Here is a 19,024-nt window from a genome sequence, read left to right as displayed (position 1 = left end):
TGTAGCGGCAGACGAGAGTGCGCACTTGATCGACAGTCTCTTTTCGCGCGACGCGCAGCAGCACATCAGGCGCGCAGCACCTTTGCAGCGCGGCGATAGTCGGTCGGCGCCATGCCGACATTGCCGGCGAAGAAGCGCGTGAAGCCGCTCTGGGAGGTGAATCCGAGATCGAACCCAATGTCGGCAATCGGTGCTTCCGTTGCCACGACGGCATCGAGCGCCCGCTCCATCAGCAGCGTATTCAGATAGAGATTGGGCGTCACTCCGGTCTGGCTGCGGAACAGCCGATAGAAATGCGGCCGCGATAGTCCGGATTCGCGGGCGATCTGATCGAGCTCGATCTCGGCGCATGGACTGTCCGACATCAGCTTGATGCACTTGCGAACACGAAAATCCGTCACTTCCGCGCATGGCCGTTCGGGCATCTGCTCCGAAACGCGCCAGCTTTCCTCGTAGCAACTGTCGATCAGCTGCCGCAGCTCGCCGTCGAGGCAACCGAGCGATGGCGCGCCACATACCAACGCTGCGGCGCGGCGAATGCAGCGATCGAGCGCGGCGGTCCGCCGGAAGCAGGTACGACCAAACCGCAAGCCCTGCTCGCGCGCGGCCGATGGCGTGAACCACTCCGCATTGACGTAGAGCACGAAGAAGATGGCGCCGTTGCCGACATCGTTCGGCAGGAAATTATGCGGTTCCCACGGATTGACCGCGACGATCCAGTTCTCGCCGATCTGATAATGCTGATCGCAGACGTCAATATCGGCCGGCGTCCCGCCAACGTGAAAGATCAGATGTCCCTCGCGATGGGCATGCACATTGAATGGCCGATTGAGCTGATAAACCGTCGCACGGCCGAAGCGAGCATGAAAGACGGCGAGCGCCCTACTCATCACTTCCTCACCGAAATGGTTCTTATTGTTCGTCAGCGTCGATCATCGCTTGGCAGAAAGCAAGGGACGCGACGACGCGGCCCGAGCCCGCTCGAGCCGCGTCGCCCTCTGCAGAAAGGTCAGTACTTCTTACATTCAGGCACGGTGCGGCTCGGCAGGCCGATCTTGGCGAAGGTGGCGGCATCATATCCCAGCGTCTGGTTGACGTCGGGAATCACCTTCACCACCTTGCTGAACAGCGCGCCCTTGCCGTCGTCGACGACCTCGGTGACGAAGTTGGTGCCGATGGCTTGGCGGTTGGCGTCGAGCTTGATCTTGCCGTTGGGAGCATCGATCTCGATCTTCGCCAGCGCCGCCTTGAGCTTGGCCTGGTTGTTCGACAGATCGCCATTGACCTCGCGCAGCGCCAGGATCAACGCCATGGTCGAACCATAGTAGTTGGTGGCAAGCAGCGACGGGCTCGGGAAGCGCTTCTCCGGCGGGAACGAGTCCTGATAGGCCTTCACGAACTTCTGCCAGCGCGGATCCTCCCAGGTATCGGCCTGACCCGACGCCGCAATCGTACCGATCAGGGCGTTCTTGGCATTTCCCTTGGACGACAGGATGGTCTGGTCGATCATGATCGAGCCGCCCATCAGGTGCGCCTTGCCGCCGGCCTGCTGATACTGGTTGAGGAAGTTGACGGCATCGGCGCCGCCGAGACCGAGATAGATCGCATCGACGTCATCGGGCAGCGCCGCAATCACCGACGCGAAATCCTTGGTGCCGAGCGGGACCCATTGCCGGCTGGTGATCTTGCCGCCCAGGCCGCAGAACTCCAGCGCCAGGCCGAACACCTGGGTGTAGATGAAGGAATAGTCTTCGCCGACGGTCGCGATCTTGCGATAGCCCTTGGTCTCGTAGGCATATTTGCCGAGGCCGACCTGCCATTGGGCGCCGTCCATGTTGAAGCGGAAGAAGTTCGGCGCGGGATCGACATAGGTCGTCTCCTGTGCGCCGGACGCGGCGTTCACGAAGGTCAGCTCAGGGTGCGTCTTGGCGAAGTTCTTGACGGCGATGCCCTCGTCGCCCGACAGCGGCGACAGCAGAATCTGTACCTTGTCCTGCTCGATCAGCTTGCGCACGGCACGGACGGCCGAGTCCGGCGTGGCGTCGGTCGACGCGACGACGAATTCCAGCTCCTTGTCGCCGACCTTCTTGCCGAGCACGTTCAACGCGGTGACATGTCCGCGCATCCCGTCCTCACCGAGCACGGTATAGGTGCCCTCCAGCGTCGCCGTGACGCCGACCTTGATCTTTTCCTGCGCGAATGCCGTGCCGGACAGCAAAAGCGCCGTGAACACGGCGATACCTACACTTCGCATGTGCATCGAACTCCTCCCTTGTCGCCCATTGCTGGGGCACACGAGCGTGTGCCGGCCACTGTTTCTCTGGCCATGTTGGCAGCGGACCTTCCCGGCGCCTCGCGTCATCTCTGACGAGCGACGGTCAGTCCCCATCGACCGCGGAGGCTACCGGATGAGCCGAGCGCGCGTGCAACCCGCCTGGCCTCGACCTTGACGACGAGTCTCATTTTCCATGATGCGACGCGATAAGGGCGTAACGCATTCCGCGTACGTCGCGGTCCCGTCAGTCCCCGGCAAGCGTGGTCGGCGGCCTCGCCGCGCTGCAGAGCCCGAGCAACTCAACTGCCTCGGCCCGGCTCCCTCGGGATCGTCTTGGCGTTCAGTCGCCGCGATCGTACCGTCACCCGGGAGCGACGAATGCGCCGCTTCCGGAATTCCAATCCGCACATGACGATATCGATGCTTTCATTCGGGTGCCGCACGCGGCGCCCGTGGAACGCGAGCCATTTCTCGACCTGCCGCACGACCACGCGGCCGAGGTCCAGCCGCCGCACCAGCTCTTCACGCGTATGCAGCGAGGCGATGTCGACGATGTAGTCGAGCCGCTCCGACATGGTCCGGCCGACGAGCCGCGCGTACTCACTCGATACCAGCAAGGTTACGACCCGCTCAGGCAGATGCGGCTCACCCATTTCCAATCCTGCACTCCACCGTGCCCACCGGCCGACCCGAAAGGTCGGCAATCCGGCAAATGCAGGCACGGCGCCCCCCGATGACAATTCGACCGTGACACGCCAGGGACGGCCCGGTCGCCGCGACGATATCCTTTCGCCTCATTCCACGACGCCGCGCGCGGCGCGCTCATCGTCGCTCTGCACTCGACTTTCCATCACGAGTACACGCGCTCCGCCCGGTCGTGAGACGGCGCTGCATCCTGGTCTCTCCCCGTTGTCGACACGAGCGACTTCGTGATCTCCTGAGCCCGCATCGGCAACACCGAGAGCAGCGTGTCGCTCAGGCCGTGCGAGGTTTCGGCGCAGCCTTGGACATAGACTTGTGGACAAAACGCCGGGCTTGTCTGCAGACGATAGTCGCGATCGAGCGACGCCGACTCGATGTAGCGGCTGATCGGATCGAGACACGCCGGGACCGGAGATCGCTCGTAGCCGGTGGCGAGCACGACGGCATCGTACACTGCCCGGCGGCGGACCTCCTCGTCCTTGTTGACGAACTCGAGCTCCATCCCCTCCGGGACGGCATGAGCTGCGACGATCTCGCTGCGCGGATGGAGCGTCAGCTTCCGAGCCCCGGCGACACGCTGTTGGTACGTCATCCGGTAGAGCTGATCGAGCAGGTCGGGGTCGACCACCGCATAATTGGTATTGCGGAAGCTGCGGACGATTTTATCGCGCTGGCTGTCGGACCGCGAATGGAAATAATCGGTGTAGTCCGGGTTGAAGATCTCGTTCACGAACGGGCTGCTATCGGCCGGCTTGAGGGCGTGCCCGCGGAAGACCAGATCGATGTGGGCGTCGGGAAACCGTTCGCTGAGATCGAGCGTGACTTCAGCCGCACTTTGCCCGCCGCCGACGACCGCCACCCGCGGCGACCGGCCGTCCGATCCTGCCGCAAGCAACGAGCCGAGATAGCCGCTGGTGTGCACGACGCGCGGATCCATCGCGATCGCTCGAAATACCGACGGGATGTGCGGCACGCCGCCGACGGCGGCCACGAGGTGCCGCGTGACGCGTGACCGTTCTTTCCCGTCAGCCATGCGCGTGAGCACGCGAAGCGCGGTGACGGACTGGCCGGCGTGCACGGGCTCGACAGCCTCGACCGTCTCTCCATACGCAACCATGCCGCTGAACTGACCGGCGACCCAACGGAGGTAGTCGTTGAACTCGATCCGGCTCGGATAGAACGTCTTGCAGTTGGTGAAGTCGAGCAGCCGCCCGGATTTGTGCAGGTAGTTGACGAAGGTGAACGGACTGGTCGGATCGCGAAGCGATACGAGGTCCTTGAGGAAGGAGATCTGCATGTTGCTGCCGGGCAGCAGCATGCCGCCATGCCACTTGAAGTCCTGTTGCTTCTCCAGGAACAGGGACCGGCATTTCAAGCGCTGCTGTCTCGCGCAATCGTCGAGCGCGATCGCCAGTGCGAGGTTCGATGGCCCGAAGCCAATGCCGACGACATCATAGTCAGGGGCAGGATGATACGACATGGTGATGCTCCGTCCGCGCTAGGCTTCTGTGGGTGCTTCATTGATCGCCGGCTGCCACAGCCGGTCGCCGAAGAAGCGCTCGCGCAGCAACATGACCAGGGTTGCCCGCTTGTGTGGGAAATCGAAGTTCTTGAGCCGGGCAAACCCAGCCAGATCCAGGTTGCGCAGCTGCTGCGAATGCGCCGCCGCCGGCTCGCCGACGATGCGCTCGGTGCGGCAATCGTCGAGGAACATGTAGTGCATGAGCGAGGGAAGCCAGGCCGTGATGAAGCGGCGGCCCCGGAAGCCGTCCTCGCCAACGATCACGTGCCAGCCGCGATCATAGTCCGCCGCATCGTAGAACGGCGCGATGCGATTTTCCTTCGCCCAATAGAGCTCGAAATAGCCGAACGGCTGATCACCGAAGGAGCCGATCAGCGGCACCATGTGCGGGTCCGACATGATCCGCGACAGATACTGTCGGTGCTTGTCGATATCCCCCGCTTCGTTCCAGAACGAGTCCACCCGCGGATCGTTGAGCCAGCGGTGGACCAGCGGGAGATCGTGAGCGATGTCGACGACGCGAAAACTGACGACGTCGGACAGCCAGGGAATGAAGCGGGCGTAGACGGTGCCGACCGGCTTGGGCGGCCGCCGCGGATGGCGCCTGCCGTCGGTCATCGCGTAGGACAGTGGAAACGCCGGGCGTGCGGCGTCCGTCAGCCAGTTCTCGCGAAGCTGCATCACCATGTCCGGATACAACGCCAGCCTGCCGTCGGTCACGACCGCAACGCCGTCTTTCGCCAAGGCCGATGCTGCCGCCGGTTTGTCGTCAAGCGTGATGACGAGCCTCTCGAGCGACGGCGCCCAGCCGAAGACCGCTTCGGCCATTGCCGCCACTCCGCGCGACACCCGGCGCCAATCATCGATCCCGTCGTGCACGATCAGACGCGTCAGTTCGCCATCCGGCCGAAGCGACAGCAATGGCGCGCCGTCCGCGATCACCCGGAGCCCGTCATCGTCGCGAACGACCGACATTGTCGCATCGGTTGCGACGGGGAATGTCCGGACACTACCCCTAGCGCTCGCAGTCGCGCTCATGCGAACTCCCTCCCTCTCATTGATCTGCACGGGCGCCATCTCAGTCCACTCCCGCTCGGGATGTAGATCGGCCGGCACGAAGAAGACAACAAAGTCTGTAGCGCTGTCTTTAGATTAACTACAAAGATGCGGCTCACGGATTCGATGCTCCAAGCGACGGAGCGGGCTCCTGCATAACGGTCGTGAGCGTGCGTTGCCTTTGTGCCGGCTCGCGGCGTTCAGCGGCGTCGCTGGCGTCAATCCGACCGTCGCGCAGGCGAACGATCCGATCGGCGCACTGGAAGTAGCGATCGTCGTGTGAGATCACGATGATCGTCTTGCCCAGACGTTTTAGGTCGGCGAGCAGCTCGGTGTAGAAGATTTGACGGAACGCCGGGTCCTGATCGGCCGCCCATTCGTCGAACACCAGCACCGGCCGTCCCTCGATCCAGGCATTGATCAGGGCGAGCCGCTTGCGCTGGCCCGTCGACAGGTCGGTGGTGGAGAATGCGCCGCCATCGATCGAGACCTTGTGGGCGAGCTCGAGACGGTCGAGATAGCGCTGCGCGAGCTCCGGCCGCTGACTGCTCTGCTGCGCCAAGGTGTCGAACAGGAAATAGTCCGAGAATATTGTGGTGAAGAGCTGCCGATAATCGTCGCGGGTCTCGTTGACGACCGGGCTGCCGTCGCGCAGCAGCACGCCGCGGTCGGGCACATAGAGTCCGAGCAGCAGCTTGATCAGCGTCGTCTTGCCGCTGCCGTTTTCACCGACGATGAAGACGATCTCGCCGCGGCGAATGCGAAGGTCGATCGGTCCGATGGTGAAGGGGCGCTCGGACGACAGCGCGGGGAAGGCGTAGGAGACGCCGCGCAGTTCGATCGATTCGATCTGGTCGGCGGTTCCATCCTGCGGATCATCGAGCAGTTCCGCCTCTGCGGCGGTGAAACGGTCCGACAGCTCGGCGATCCGGCGCATCGCGACCTGCGCGCGGCCGAGCGACGGCAGCATGCCGATCAACTGGTCGATCGGTCCGCGCATGAACAGCAGCACCAGAACGAAGCCGCTGGACACCGAGGCCGGGCTGTCGGGCCACAGCAGTGGACGCAGCACCAGAGCGGTCCCGATCACCAGGAACAGGAGAACCGTCCCGAGCGCACGCGCCGTCACGAGCAGATTGATGGCCTTGATCTGCACGTTGCCGATCCGGTCGACCGTCCGCCCGATCAGATCGACATGGACGTGGTGCCGGCGCGGGCGATGCAGGCGCAACTCCTTGGCGCCTTCGGAGATCGCGCGGTAATGCTTCTGCAGGTCGTCTTCGTATTGGCGCGCGAGAGTGAAGCCCATCATTCCGCGCTTGCGGGCGAGATAATGGACGAACGACCCGAGCGCGATCAAGGCTGCCGTGACCAGGAACAGCGGCCACGATAGCACCGCCAAGTAGATCAGGCAGCCGGCGACGATGACGCCCGACACCAGGAAGGCCGGAAAGAAGAACGCGAAATCGCTGATGGCGTCGACATCCTTGGTCAAGACCGGGATGAGGCGGTGCGACCGATAGGATTCGAGCTGGTCGATCGGCGCCATCAGTATCTTGGCGGCCAGCGACTTGCGCAACGAGGCCACGATCCGCTGGCCGACGACATTCGCGCTGATGTCAGAGCCGACCGACCCGATCACGATCAGAATGCAGAGACCCGCGAACGAGGCGACGAGGCCACCGACGTCGCCTGCCCCTGCGTAGAGGCCGCGGTTCACCACGGCGAGCAGGCCCGCAACGCTGGCGCCGCCGAGGAGACCGAGCAGAATGGCTGCGGCGAGCAGCAGCCAATAGGGCCGCAGCAGGCTTCCGACGCTGGCAACGCCTGGATTGGATGGCGTCATCATGGATTGCCGGCTCCCATTCGCGTGGCGAAGACAGCGGCGAGCTTGGCGCCGATGTCGGCGCGGGCGTGCAAAGCGTCCGGAACCACGTTGCCCATGCGCAGGAACTCGTGGATCATGCCGGGATAGACCTTCAGATCCACGGCGGCGCCGGCCGCGCGCAAGCGTGCGGCATAGGCCCTTCCCTCGTCCGCCAGCGGATCGAACTCGGGGAGCACGATCAGCGCGGGCGCGACGCGCGTGAGATCGGACGCGGCCAGCGGCGCAAATCGCCAGTCGTGGCGATCGGCGTCATGGCGGAGATAGTGGTCGAAGAACCAGTCCACGGTCTCGCGCTCAAGCAGATAACCCGAACCATATTTCTCGTAGGAGTCCGAGACCTGCTGCGGGCTGAGCCCGGGATAGGCGAGGACCTGAAGGACAGGCTGCGGTAAGGCCCGGTCGTCGCGCGCGGCGATCGCCAGCGCCGCGGCCAGCGTGCCCCCCGCACTGTCGCCGCCGATCGCGACCCGCCGCGGGTCGAGGCCAAGTGCAGGCCCCTCGCGCCCGATCCAGGCGAGGGCATCGACGCAGTCCTCGAATGCCGTCGGAAAGCGGTGCTCCGGCGCCAGCCGGTAGGCGATCGACAGCACTGCCGCGCCGCTGTCATCGGCAAGGCCCCGGCACAACGGCTGGTGCGAGTCGAGGCTGCCGACGACGAAGCCGCCGCCATGCATGTAGAGCAGCACGGGCATCGGATCGGCGACGTCCAACGGCCGCGCTGCATAGAGGCGCCCGGCAATCTCCGTCGCGTCGCGCATCGGCAGCGCAAGCTGCCTCTCGAAGGCGAGCGGCGGCGGATCGACATCCAGCAGCGGCGAGGAGGCGTCGAAATCGGCACGCGCCTGCGCTGGCGTCAGTTGCGGAAACGGAATGCGCGCGCCCGATTCCGTTCCGAGCTGGATCATCTCGAGCAGTGCCGCGATATCAGGATGAAGGCCCATGGTCACCTCATTCAGCCGGTTCCGGCTGCAGAGCCGGTGATGTCTGCGCCGCCTGGTCCGGCTCCAGCCACGCGCCGAGCGCCGCCAGGAAGGATTCGTTGCCAAGGATCGAGAAGTGGTCGTCGCCGACCACGCCCAAATCTGCCGCCTGCGGCAGTCCCGCCGCGAGCCGATCGCGCTGTCGAAGCCGGCCGGAGGTCCACCAGCAGCCGGGCGCTGCAACGAGATCGGCCGGCCATTCGGCCGCCCGAGCCAGTTGCGCGAGGTGGCGCCCGACCCTGAAGGCCGAGACGATGTCGTCGGCGCCGAGAAGACCGTCGCGCGGCTGCAGCGGCGCCGTGCCGATTGCATCGACGGCCAGGCGCCGGATCACCTCGTCCGTCACCGGCGCATCGCCGGAACGAATCGCCGTCACCTGCGACGCAATGGCTGGAGGCTGCACGCCCGGCGCCGCGACCGACAGCAGCGTCAGCAAGTCGTCGGTCCAATGCCGCCCGGGCGACGGCTGCTCGTCACCATGCGGAACGAAGCTGTCGATCAGCGCCAGGCGCTCGACTCGCTCGCCGCGCCGCTCGAGTTCGGCAGCAACCAGGCACGCGACCAGTCCGCCAAGCGACCAGCCGATCAGATGATAGGGTCCCTTGCTCTGCTTCCGCGCGATCTCATCGACATAGTCCACGGCCATTGCCGTCAGCGACTCGTCGGTGAAGGACGGTTCGATCAGCGTCCGGCACTGCAGTCCGATCAGTTGCCTCCGTCCCTCCAGGCGCCGCGCCAGCGGCGCGTAGTCGAACACCGTGCCGAAGCCGCCGTGAAGACAGAACACCGGCGGCGTGCCATCGATCGGCGAACTCAGGGGCAGCAGCGCCGACGGCCGCATGGATGATGCTGCGGGCGTGCCGAGCAAGGCGCGAATGGTCGGCTTCTGGAGAAGATCCCGCAGCTTGATCTCGCCATCGAGGATCGGGGCACGGCGAAGGCGCGCGATCACATTGAGGCTCAGGATCGAGTTGCCGCCGAGCTCGAAGAAGTTGTCGGTGACGCCGACTTGCGCAACACCGAGGATCTCCGCCCACAGCTTCGCCATCGCGACCTCGGCGGGACTTTCCGGGGCGATGAACGCGCGCCCGGCTGCGATATCAGGCGCGGGCAACGCCTTGCGATCGACCTTGCCGCTCGACAGCGTCGGCAGACGCTCGAGCACGATGATGCGGGATGGAATCATGTAGGCCGGCAAAGTCCGGCGCAGCGCGGCAGTCAGCGTTGCAGACAGCCGCTCGGCCGCAGCCGCGGCGGCGTCGCCTGGCGCCCGTGGCGCCACATAGGCCACGAGCTGATTTCCTCCCGCACCCACCACGGCGAGCACGGCAGCCTGCGCGACCGCTGGGTCGCTCAGCAGAGCCGATTGGATTTCGCCAAGCTCGATCCGGAAGCCGCTGACCTTGACCTGATCGTCGCTGCGTCCGAGATATTCGATCGTGCCGCTCGCATCCCATCGCGCAAGGTCGCCGGTGCGGTAGAGGCGTGCGCCCTCGTCCGCCGAAAATGGATCCGGCACGAAGCGTTCCGCCGTCATGCCTGGCTTGGCGTGGTACCCGCGCGCGAGCCCGAACCCGCCGATGTAGAGCTCGCCGGCTGCGCCTGCCGGAACGAGATTCAGCGAGCCATCGAGGATGTAGGCGGTGCGGCGGCCGACGGGAATCCCGATCGGCGCATAGGCCTTGTCGCACGCCGTGTTGCCGTCGACCTTCCACACGAGCGGTGTCACGACGGTCTCGGTCGGTCCATAGCCGTTGATCAGGATTTGCGGCTTCAGCGTCCGCCTGACCTTGTCGAAGCCGGCCTTGGGCATCGCCTCGCCGCCGAACGAATACAGCCTAACGGGCGGCGGATTGCCGGCCTGCTCCACCCACTCTGCGACCTGCTGCAGATAGGCCGGCGGCAGGCCGATATGCGTGATCCGCTGCGCATGAAGCTCAGCGACGGTCTGTTCGGGCGTCCACAGCTCCGCATCGCGCATGACCAGCCGAGCGCCCTGCGACAGCACCGTGAGCCACCGTTCATGCGCGCCGTCGAAGGCCAGCGACAGGAAATGCAGCTCGCTTGCGTGCTCGTCGAGCTCGTAGAGCGCAGCGGTCGCTCGGCAATGCATCGCCAGCGGTCCATGCGCGACGGCGACGCCTTTCGGCCGCCCGGTCGAGCCGGACGTGTAGATCACGTAAGCGAGACTCTCCGGATGCAGGCGTGGATCCGGCGCATGGTTCGGACCGCTGGCAGAATCGAACGAGGCCAGATCGATCGCCTGGACGCCTTCGATAACGGAGATGTCACGCGCGCCGGACAGCAGCATCCTCATCCCGGAGTCGCGCATCACATGAGCAACGCGGTCCGGCGGCAGCTCGGGATCGAGCGGGACATAGGCTCCGCCGGCCTTCAGCACGGCAAGCAGCGCGGCCATCGTCGCTTCGTTGCGCTCGACGACGACGCCGACGCGCTGGTCGGGCCCGAGCCCGGCCTCGACGAGGTGGAGCGCGATCCGGTTGGCGCGACGATCGAGCTCACCGTAGGACAGGTTCCGGCCGCCGATCGTCAGGGCGACACGTTCCGGATCGCGCTGTGCATGATCGCGGATCATCTCGTGGACGAATGGACGCATCGCGGCAGACGCCGCCCGGCCATTGCAGGCATCTGCGCGCTGCACATCCTGAGCGGTGGACGCATCGATCGCGCCAAGCCTGGCTTCCGGACCTCGTAGCATGGCCGCGAGCAGATGTTCGAATTGCGCCCTCACCTGCTCCGCCTGTTCCGGCGTGAAGTGGCTCGGCATATAGGTGAATTCGACCTGCAGCGTATCCTCGACCATGACGGACAGGTCCATCGGATAGTTCGTGACGTCGACGTTGCGCAGCTCGCCGAATTGAAGCGAGCCGTCCCCCTGCAGCAGGCCTCGGTCGACGGGATAGTTCTCGAACACGATGATGCTGTCGAACATGGTCTCGCCGGCACGTCCGGCCCAGCTCTGGATGTCGTAGAGCGGCGTCTGCTCGAAGTTGCGCATCGCCGCGTTGCGGTCCTGCATGGCGCGCAGCCAGTCACCGACCGTTGCGGCCGGCGAAGGCGTCTCGATCACGGGCAGCGTATTGATGAACAGGCCGATCATCTGCTCGGCCCCGTCGAGACCAGCCGGACGGCCGGCGACGGTGACTCCAAATGTAACGGTCTGCTGGCCGGTGTAGCGTTGCAGCAGCAGCGCCCAGACGCCCTGGATGAGCGTGTTCAGGGTGATGCGCTCGTGCCGGGCGAACGCCTTCAATGCCGCGGTCGCATCCTTGTCGAGCCGGGTGTAGCAGCGCCGGTGTCCGTGCGCGTCGTAGCGCCGCGCGCCGAAGGCATCGGCCAGTTGCGTCGGCTGGTCGAAGGCCGTGAGTTGTCCTCGCCAGAAGCGCTCGGCGGCCTGCGCGTCCTGGGCCAGCAGCCAGGCAACATAATCGCGATAGTGCGCCGAAAGAGCCGGGAGCGCCCGCCCGGCATAGCACCCTAGGATTTCGCCGATGAAGCGGGCCGAGCTCCAGCCATCCATCAGGATATGATGGTAGGTCCAGATCAGGCGATGACGATCGTGGTCGAGCTGCAACAAGCGGACACGCTGCAGTGGCGGCACCGCGAGATCGAACTCGGCGCCGCGCTCCGCGGCCAGCGCTGACGACAGCCGCGCCTCATCGACAGCTTGCCCACGCCAGTCTTCCGTTGCGAACGGCACACTGGCCGCGCGATGGACGGCCTGCAGCGGTGCGCCGGACAGCTCGCGCCAGAGAAATCCGGTACGCAGCATCGGATGACAGGCAGAGACCTCCTGCCACGCGGTGCGCAGCCGCTCGACGTCCAGCCCGCGGATCTCGACGCTGACTTGGTTGACATAGACGCCACTTCCGGCATCGCGCAGGCTATGGAACAGCATGCCCTGCTGCATCGGCGAGAGCGGGTAGACGTCCTCGATGCGGTCCCAGTCGACACCGAGCCGCGCGAGCTCCTCGCTCGTCAGCCCGGACAATGCGCCGCGCGCGCGAGTGATTGCGGGCTGGTCGTTCCGCGCCGCCACGCAGGCCGGCGCGAGCAGCTCGATCGTCTGCAGCCGGAACACGTCTCTCGGCTCCAGCTCGAGACCAGCCCGGCGTGCGCGACTGACCATCTGCAGCGAGATGATCGAGTCGCCGCCGAGCTCGAAGAAATTGTCGGTGACGCCGACGTCCGGCTGGTGCAGCAGCTCGGCCCAGATCGCAGCAAGTGCGGCCTCGGTCGGATTGCGTGGCGCGACGCGCTGTCCCTGCCCAAGCCGCGTATCGGGCAACGGCAACGCCTTGCGATCGATCTTGCCGTTCGGTGTCAGCGGCAGCCGCGGCAGCACCATCACGCGCGACGGCACCATGTAGTCCGGCAGCGTTGACGCGAGAGTCGCGCGCAGCTCGGCTCCGTCGAGCGCATCGTCGCCGCTGACATAGCCGACGAGCTGCCGGCCGCCGCCGAGCTCTTGCGCCACCACGACGCTGTCGCGCACGCCGGTCTGCGTGCGCAGCCGCGCCTCGATCTCGCCGAGCTCGATGCGGTGGCCGCGGATCTTCACCTGATGGTCGGCACGGCCGACATAGTCGAGCAAACCGTCGGCGCGCCACCGCGCCAGATCGCCGGTGCGGTACAGCCGCGCACCGGGATCGCCGAATGGATCGGGAATGAAGCGCTCGGCGCTGAGCGCCGCTCGCCGCCAATAGCCGCGGGCCAGGCCCTCGCCGCCGATGAAGAGCTCGCCTGTCACGCCGACGGGGGCGGGTTTGAGATTGCCGTCGAGCACATGCAGCGTGGTGCTGCCGATCGGGCCGCCCAGGACGGGTGCGGGATCGCGTGCGTCGAGCCGATGGCGCGCCGACCACACCGTGGTTTCGGTCGGCCCGAACAGGTTCCAGGCCTCGCCTCCGAGCGCGAGCAGCCGAAGCGCCAGGTCGGGCGCCAGCGCCTCGCCGCCGCTCAGCAAGCGGCAGCCTTGAGGCAGCCAACCGCGCGCACCATCGTCATGATCGAGCAGCATGCGCCAGCTCGACGGCGTGGCCTGGATCAGGGTCACGCCATGATCGGCGACGATCGCCTTCAGCCTCGCCGGATCATGGGCCGAGGCGTGATCCGCCAGCACGATCCGCGCGCCATGAATGAGCGGCAGCCAGAGCTCGAGCACCGCGATGTCGAACGATAGCGAGGTCAAGCCAAGCACACGGTCATCGCGCGCGATGCCCGGTTGCTCAGCCATCGTCGCCAGGAAATTCGTCACGGCGCCATGGCGCACCATCACGCCCTTGGGCAGGCCGGTCGAGCCGGAGGTGTAGATGACGTAAGCCAGGTTGTCTGGATGGATGGCGACGTCGAGATCGCCGACGCCGACCGAATCTTCTCTAAACTCCTCGTCCAGCAGCCAGGCCTGGGCGTGGCCGTCCGCCAGCACAGGCGCGAGCTGGTCGTGGAGCGTCGCCTGCGTCAGCAGCAGCTTCGCGCCGCTGTCGGACAGCATGTGCGCGAGACGCTCGGCCGGATAGTCCGGATCGAGCGGCAGATAGGCTCCGCCCGCCTTGAGCACCGCGAGCAGCGCCACCATCATCGTCACACTGCGCTCCAGCGCCAGTCCCACCACCACATCGGGACCGACGCCGTGCTCCCTGAGCCTATGGCCCAGCCGGTTCGCGCGCGCATTCAGCGCTCCGTAACTGATCGTCTCCTCATTGTGCACGAGCGCAATCGCATCGGGCGCGCGCCCTGCCTGGGCCTCGAACTGAGCGACGACACCCGGCGCTATCACGGCCCCGGCCGTTGCGTTGACCCGCGCCAGCAGCGCGATGTCCGTGGGATCATCAGCCGCAAGGCAGCCGACCGCCTGCTCGGCATCGCCAGTGATGGCCGCGAGCAGTTGCACGAACGCCTTGTGCAGCCGGCGAATCTGGGCCTCGTCGAAATGTTGCCGCTGGAAATTGAATACCAGCCGCAGCTCTGCTTCGAGACCGACGCTCACGAACAGCGGGTAGTTGCTCGTTTCGAGGATCCTCGTCCGGCCGACGCTCACGCGGCCGTCTCGGGTCTTCAAGGCCTCGTCCACCGGATAGTTCTCGAACACCAGGATGCTGTCGAACAGCGGACGCCCTGCCTGGCCCGCGATCCGCTGAATGTCGGCCAGCGGCATCCAGCCATGATCCCGCAAGGCGAGATTGCGATCCTGCAGGTCGCGCAGCCACGCACCAACCCGCCGCTGCGGATCCTCGGCATCGACCACGGGCAAGGTGTTGATGAACAGGCCGACCATCTCCTCGGCGCCAGCGAGCCCAGCGGGCCGGTCCGACACCGTCACGCCGAAGCTGACCGTATCCTGCCCGGTGAACCGACGGAGCAATTGCGCCCATGCCGCCTGCACCACCGTATTCAGCGTGACCCGTTCGCGGGTCGCGAAGCGTTGCAGCCGCTCGCTGAGATCGGCGTCCACCGCCATGGTGAGCGAGCCATGGCCGACGCGAGCGTCGACCGCAGGCCGCGACAGCAGGCTCGGCTCGTCGAGGCGGGCCAACGCCGCTCGCCAGAACTCGGCCGCAGCACCGTGGTCCTGCGCCTGCAGCCATGCGATGTAGTCGCGGTAGCGCGGCGGCTGTCCTTGCAGCGCCCCCTGCCCCTCGTGCTGCATCACCTCGGCGATGAATCGGGCCGAGCTCCAGCCGTCCATCAGAATGTGATGATGAGTCCAGATCAGCCAATGCCGGTCGTCGGCGATCCGGATCAGCCTTACGCGCTGCAGCGGCGGCCGCGAGAGATCGAAGCCGTCGGCGCGCTCGCGGTCTGCCGCCGCCATGAGCGCAGCATCCAAAGCGGCCGGAGCGAGCTGCGCCGCACGTTCCCGCCAATCTTCCGCGACGAAGGGAACGTCGGCACTGCGATGGACGACCTGCTGCGGTGGTCCCGGCAATTCACGCCACAGGAAACCGGTGCGAAGCACGGTATGGCGATTGCTGACCGCCTGCCACGCGGCTTGCAGCTTGCCGGCGTCGAGACCGCGGGTCTCGGCGGCAACCTGGTTGACGTAGACCCCGGTGCCGTCGTCGTGCAACGCGTGGAACAGCATGCCCTGCTGCATCGGCGACAACGGATAGATGTCCTCGACCCCGCGCCAATCCAGCGCCAGCGCATCGAGCTCGGCCTGGCTCAGCTTCGACAACGGCACATCGGACGGCGTCACGCCATGGACGCCGCTCGTGCAGTGATCGACCAGCTCACGCAGCGCCGCCTCAAAACAGTCCGCCAGGCGCGCAATCGTTTCGCGACGCTGACGCTTCCCGCTGAAGCCGAACGACAGCTCCAGACGACCGTCGAGCACCCTCGCATTGATCGCGATATGGTGGCGCAACGGGCTCGATGCGGCGCGCGACAGGCCGGCGCTCTCGGGCGCGATCGAGAACAGCGCCGTCTCGTCCGCGCTGCCATCGACCTGTCCGAGATAATTGAACCCGATGCGCGGCTGCACGCCCGTCGTCAGCGCCGCGCGCTGGGCATCAGACCCCAGGTAGCGCAGGACACCGTAGCCAAGTCCCCGGCTGGGGACGGACCGCAGCATCTCCTTGGTCGTCTTGATCAGCACCGCAGGCGGCTGCGATCCAGCCGCCAGTCGTACCGGAAACGCGGTCGTGAACCAGCCGATGGTTCGCGACAGGTCGAGCCCGCCACCGAGATCCTCGCGGCCGTGACCCTCGAGTTCGATTGCCATGATCTCCCGGCCCGACCACAGCCACAGCGCACGCGCGAGCGCCGACAGCAGCAGATCATTGACCTGGGTTCTGTACGCCCCGTGCGCCGTGCCCAGCAGACGCGCGGTCAGCTCGGCGTCGATCGCGAGCGGTACGTCGTCGGCGTCCGCAATCGTATCCCGATCCGCATGATCGAAATCGCACGGCACGTCCTCCGTCTGCCGGAGACCGGACCAATGATCCCACTCTGCAGCCGGCACATCCGAGGCCGCGTGCGCGCGCAGCGCTGCGCCCCATTGGGCATAGGCGTGCGTCTTGGGCGGCAGCGTCGCCTCTTGTCTACGCATGAGCTGCTCATAGGCAGCCGCGAGATCCTCCAGCAGCACACGCCACGACACGCCGTCGGTCACGAGGTGATGAATCACGATCAGGAGGCGCTGCCCGCCCTCCGGCAGATCGATGCCGACCAGCCGCACCAGACGTCCCTCCGCGAGCGAAAGGCTCGCCTGGACCTCAGCGGCGAGCGCGGTGACCGCCTCGCCATCGGCCAGCTCGCACGACCGAAACAGGTCGGAGACCGCCGGCGCCGGCCCGTGCTCGGCGCGCCAGATGCCGTCGATGCGTTCGAAGCGCAGTCTCAGCGCATCGTGATGAGTGACGACGGCCACTGCCGCGCGCCGCAGCACGTCCCAGTCGAGCCGCTGCTGCGGCCGCAGCAGCAAGGCCTGGTTCCAGTGATCGGGCGCCTCCAGCTCCTGCTCGAAGAAACGGAGCTGAATCGGCAGCAACGGGAGTGGCCCGGAGAGGAGACCCTGCTCCGCCGTCGTCTCCAGCCGGACGACCTGCCGCGCGTCGCGCGCCAGGGCTTCCAGCGTCTGATGCTTGAACACATCTCGTGGCTCGATCAGAAGGCCGGCCCGCCGCGCACGACTGACCATCTGCAGCGAGATGATGGAATCGCCGCCGAGCTCGAAGAAATTGTCGGTCATGCCGACATCGGGCTGATGCAGCAGCTCGGCCCAGATGGTTGCCAACGCAGCCTCGGCCGTCGTCCGCGGCGCAATCCGCATCGTTGCAGCGGGCGCCTCCGGCGCCGGCAGCGCGTTGCGATCGACCTTGCCATTCACCATCAGCGGCAGGCGGTCGAGGACCACGATCCGCGCCGGCACCATGTAGTCCGGCAACGTCGCGGACAACGCGTCGCGCAGCACCTCGCCATCGAGCGTGCCGTCACCGCAGACATAGCCGACCAGTTGCCGGCCAGCCCCGAACTCCCTCGCGATGACGACGGCCGCAGTGACCGATGGCTGCTGCAGCAGCCGCGCCTCGATCTCGCCGAGCTCGATGCGGAAGCCGCGAACCTTCACCTGGTGATCGGCCCGGCCGACATAGTCGATGGCGCCGTCGCTGCGCCAGCGCGCCAGGTCGCCGCTCCGGTACAGCCGGGCACCGGGAGGTCCGAACGGATCGGGGATGAAGCGCTCGGCCGTCAGCCCGGCGCGCCCGAGATAGCCGCGCGCCAGCCCGTCCCCGCCGATATGGAGTTCGCCCGTCGTACCCTCGGCGACCGGATTGAGGTCGGTGTCGAGAATGCGCAGGATCGTGCCTGGAATCGGAAAGCCGATCGGCACGCGCGCCCCACTCGCCGTGCGGCAGTTCCAGAAGCTGGCATTGATCAGCGCTTCGGTCGGCCCATAGCGGTTGTCGAACCGGATTGCTGGGAATACCGCGTAGACTTGGTCCTTCAGCGGGACCGGCAGGGCCTCGCCACCGGAGAACAGGCGCTTCAACGTCACGCATCGCTGAGCCTCCGGCTCAGCCACGAATTGCGCGAGCATCTGCGGCACGAAATGCAGCGTGGTCACGCCATGCGCAGTGACCGCATCGACCAGCCGCTTCGGCTCGCGATGGGCCCCCGGCGCCGCGATCGCAAGCCGCGCACCGACCGTCAACGGCCACAGGATTTCCCACACCGCGACGTCGAAGCTGAACGGCGTCTTCTGCAACAGCGTTTCGCCGGGATCGAGCCCGTACTCCCGCTGCATCCAGGCGAGCCGCGCTGCCAGCGCGCCACGCGTGCAGGCCACGCCCTTAGGCACGCCGGTCGAGCCGGACGTGTAGATCACATAGGCGAGGCTCTCGGCGTGGGTCGGACTCTGGAGATCCAAGCTGCCGGTGCCCGTGTCCTGCGAGGCGCGTCTGTCGCCGACGGCGATCAACTCGGCGCCCGCCCCTGCCGTGATCTCCATCAGCCGATCACGCAACTGCGGCTGCGTCAGCACCAGCCGCGCGCCGCTGTCGCCCAGCATCGCCGCGAGCCGCTGGCTGGGATAATCCGGATCGAGCGGCAGGTAGCCGGCCCCGGCCTTCAGAGCGGCCAACACAGCCACGACCAGGTCGGCGCTGCGCTCGAATGCCAAGCCGACCGGGGCATCCAGAGCGACGCCGGCCTGCGTGATCTGTCGCGCCAGTCGGTTCGCCCGCGCATTCAGTTCGGCGTAGCTGATCCTCTCCTGATCGGAGATCACGGCCATGGCCGCAGGCGACCGTGCGACCTGCTGTTCGATCTGCGTCACGACGTCGACGAAGCCGTCCTTCACCGTCGGCGCGGTGGGTCCCGAGCTCCAGCCGAGCACCCGTTGCAAAGCGGCGGCATCCAAGCCATGCAGCTCCGCGACCGGGCGGCTGCTGTCGTCGGCGATGCGCCCGAGCAGACAGGCGAACGCCGCCTGTATCCGCTCGATCTGCACCTGGTCGAACCGGCTGCGATCGTAACGGAAGCCGAGCCGGATGCCGGCGTCGGTCACGAACACCGCGACCGTCAGCGCATAGTTGGTGATCGAGATCTGCTCGGCGCGGCTGGCGCGCGGCCCCCCG

General features: G+C 66.4%; 8 protein-coding genes (1 of these 8 only partly in view). All 8 read right to left on the bottom strand.

The window, feature by feature from the left end; all coding sequences use genetic code 11:
• Positions 1 to 65: 65 nt before the first annotated feature.
• The gene (locus ACQR1E_RS29065; protein WP_315827785.1) at positions 66 to 890 is read right to left on the bottom strand and encodes an AraC family transcriptional regulator; all 825 of its coding nucleotides are present in this window, start codon (positions 888 to 890) and stop codon (positions 66 to 68) included.
• Between the two features lie 119 nt (positions 891 to 1,009).
• Positions 1,010 to 2,260, bottom strand: coding sequence for an ABC transporter substrate-binding protein (locus ACQR1E_RS29060; protein WP_315752524.1), 1,251 nt, complete (start codon positions 2,258 to 2,260; stop codon positions 1,010 to 1,012).
• Positions 2,261 to 2,574: 314 nt separating this feature from the next.
• Positions 2,575 to 2,928, bottom strand: a complete 354-nt coding sequence (locus tag ACQR1E_RS29055; RefSeq protein ID WP_316170919.1) for a hypothetical protein — start codon at positions 2,926 to 2,928, stop codon at positions 2,575 to 2,577.
• Between the two features lie 197 nt (positions 2,929 to 3,125).
• Positions 3,126 to 4,457 (bottom strand): lysine N(6)-hydroxylase/L-ornithine N(5)-oxygenase family protein, encoded by a 1,332-nt coding sequence (locus tag ACQR1E_RS29050; RefSeq protein WP_315827783.1) that lies wholly within the window; start codon positions 4,455 to 4,457, stop codon positions 3,126 to 3,128.
• Positions 4,458 to 4,475: 18 nt separating this feature from the next.
• The gene (locus ACQR1E_RS29045) at positions 4,476 to 5,537 is read right to left on the bottom strand and encodes a GNAT family N-acetyltransferase (RefSeq protein WP_410051247.1); all 1,062 of its coding nucleotides are present in this window, start codon (positions 5,535 to 5,537) and stop codon (positions 4,476 to 4,478) included.
• A gap of 133 nt (positions 5,538 to 5,670) precedes the next feature.
• Complete coding sequence (locus ACQR1E_RS29040; protein ID WP_316187156.1) at positions 5,671 to 7,404, bottom strand: cyclic peptide export ABC transporter; 1,734 nt, start codon at positions 7,402 to 7,404, stop codon at positions 5,671 to 5,673.
• Complete coding sequence (locus ACQR1E_RS29035; protein ID WP_316164880.1) at positions 7,401 to 8,384, bottom strand: alpha/beta hydrolase; 984 nt, start codon at positions 8,382 to 8,384, stop codon at positions 7,401 to 7,403. Before ACQR1E_RS29035 ends, ACQR1E_RS29040 begins: the two co-directional genes overlap by 4 nt.
• Positions 8,385 to 8,391: 7 nt before the next feature.
• On the bottom strand, positions 8,392 to 19,024 hold the 3' portion of the coding sequence (locus ACQR1E_RS29030) for a non-ribosomal peptide synthase/polyketide synthase (RefSeq protein WP_434897884.1). Its footprint extends 5,774 nt past the window's final position; the window shows 10,633 of its 16,407 coding nt (coding positions 5,775–16,407); its start codon lies beyond the right edge, outside the window; the stop codon is at positions 8,392 to 8,394.

Source organism: Bradyrhizobium sp. HKCCYLRH1030, assembly GCF_051168395.1.
Taxonomy (GTDB): Bacteria; Pseudomonadota; Alphaproteobacteria; order Rhizobiales; family Xanthobacteraceae; genus Bradyrhizobium.
This window is presented reverse-complemented; position numbering and strand designations above follow the sequence as displayed.

Bases quoted from the DNA above. Each gene is read 5' to 3' on its own strand.
- ACQR1E_RS29065 (WP_315827785.1), bottom strand. From the start codon at position 890: ATGAGTAGGGCGCTCGCCGTCTTTCATGCTCGCTTCGGCCGTGCGACG.
- ACQR1E_RS29060 (WP_315752524.1), bottom strand. From the start codon at position 2,260: ATGCACATGCGAAGTGTAGGTATCGCCGTGTTCACGGCGCTTTTGCTG.
- ACQR1E_RS29055 (WP_316170919.1), bottom strand. From the start codon at position 2,928: ATGGGTGAGCCGCATCTGCCTGAGCGGGTCGTAACCTTGCTGGTATCG.
- ACQR1E_RS29050 (WP_315827783.1), bottom strand. From the start codon at position 4,457: ATGTCGTATCATCCTGCCCCTGACTATGATGTCGTCGGCATTGGCTTC.
- ACQR1E_RS29045 (WP_410051247.1), bottom strand. From the start codon at position 5,537: ATGAGCGCGACTGCGAGCGCTAGGGGTAGTGTCCGGACATTCCCCGTC.
- ACQR1E_RS29040 (WP_316187156.1), bottom strand. From the start codon at position 7,404: ATGATGACGCCATCCAATCCAGGCGTTGCCAGCGTCGGAAGCCTGCTG.
- ACQR1E_RS29035 (WP_316164880.1), bottom strand. From the start codon at position 8,384: ATGGGCCTTCATCCTGATATCGCGGCACTGCTCGAGATGATCCAGCTC.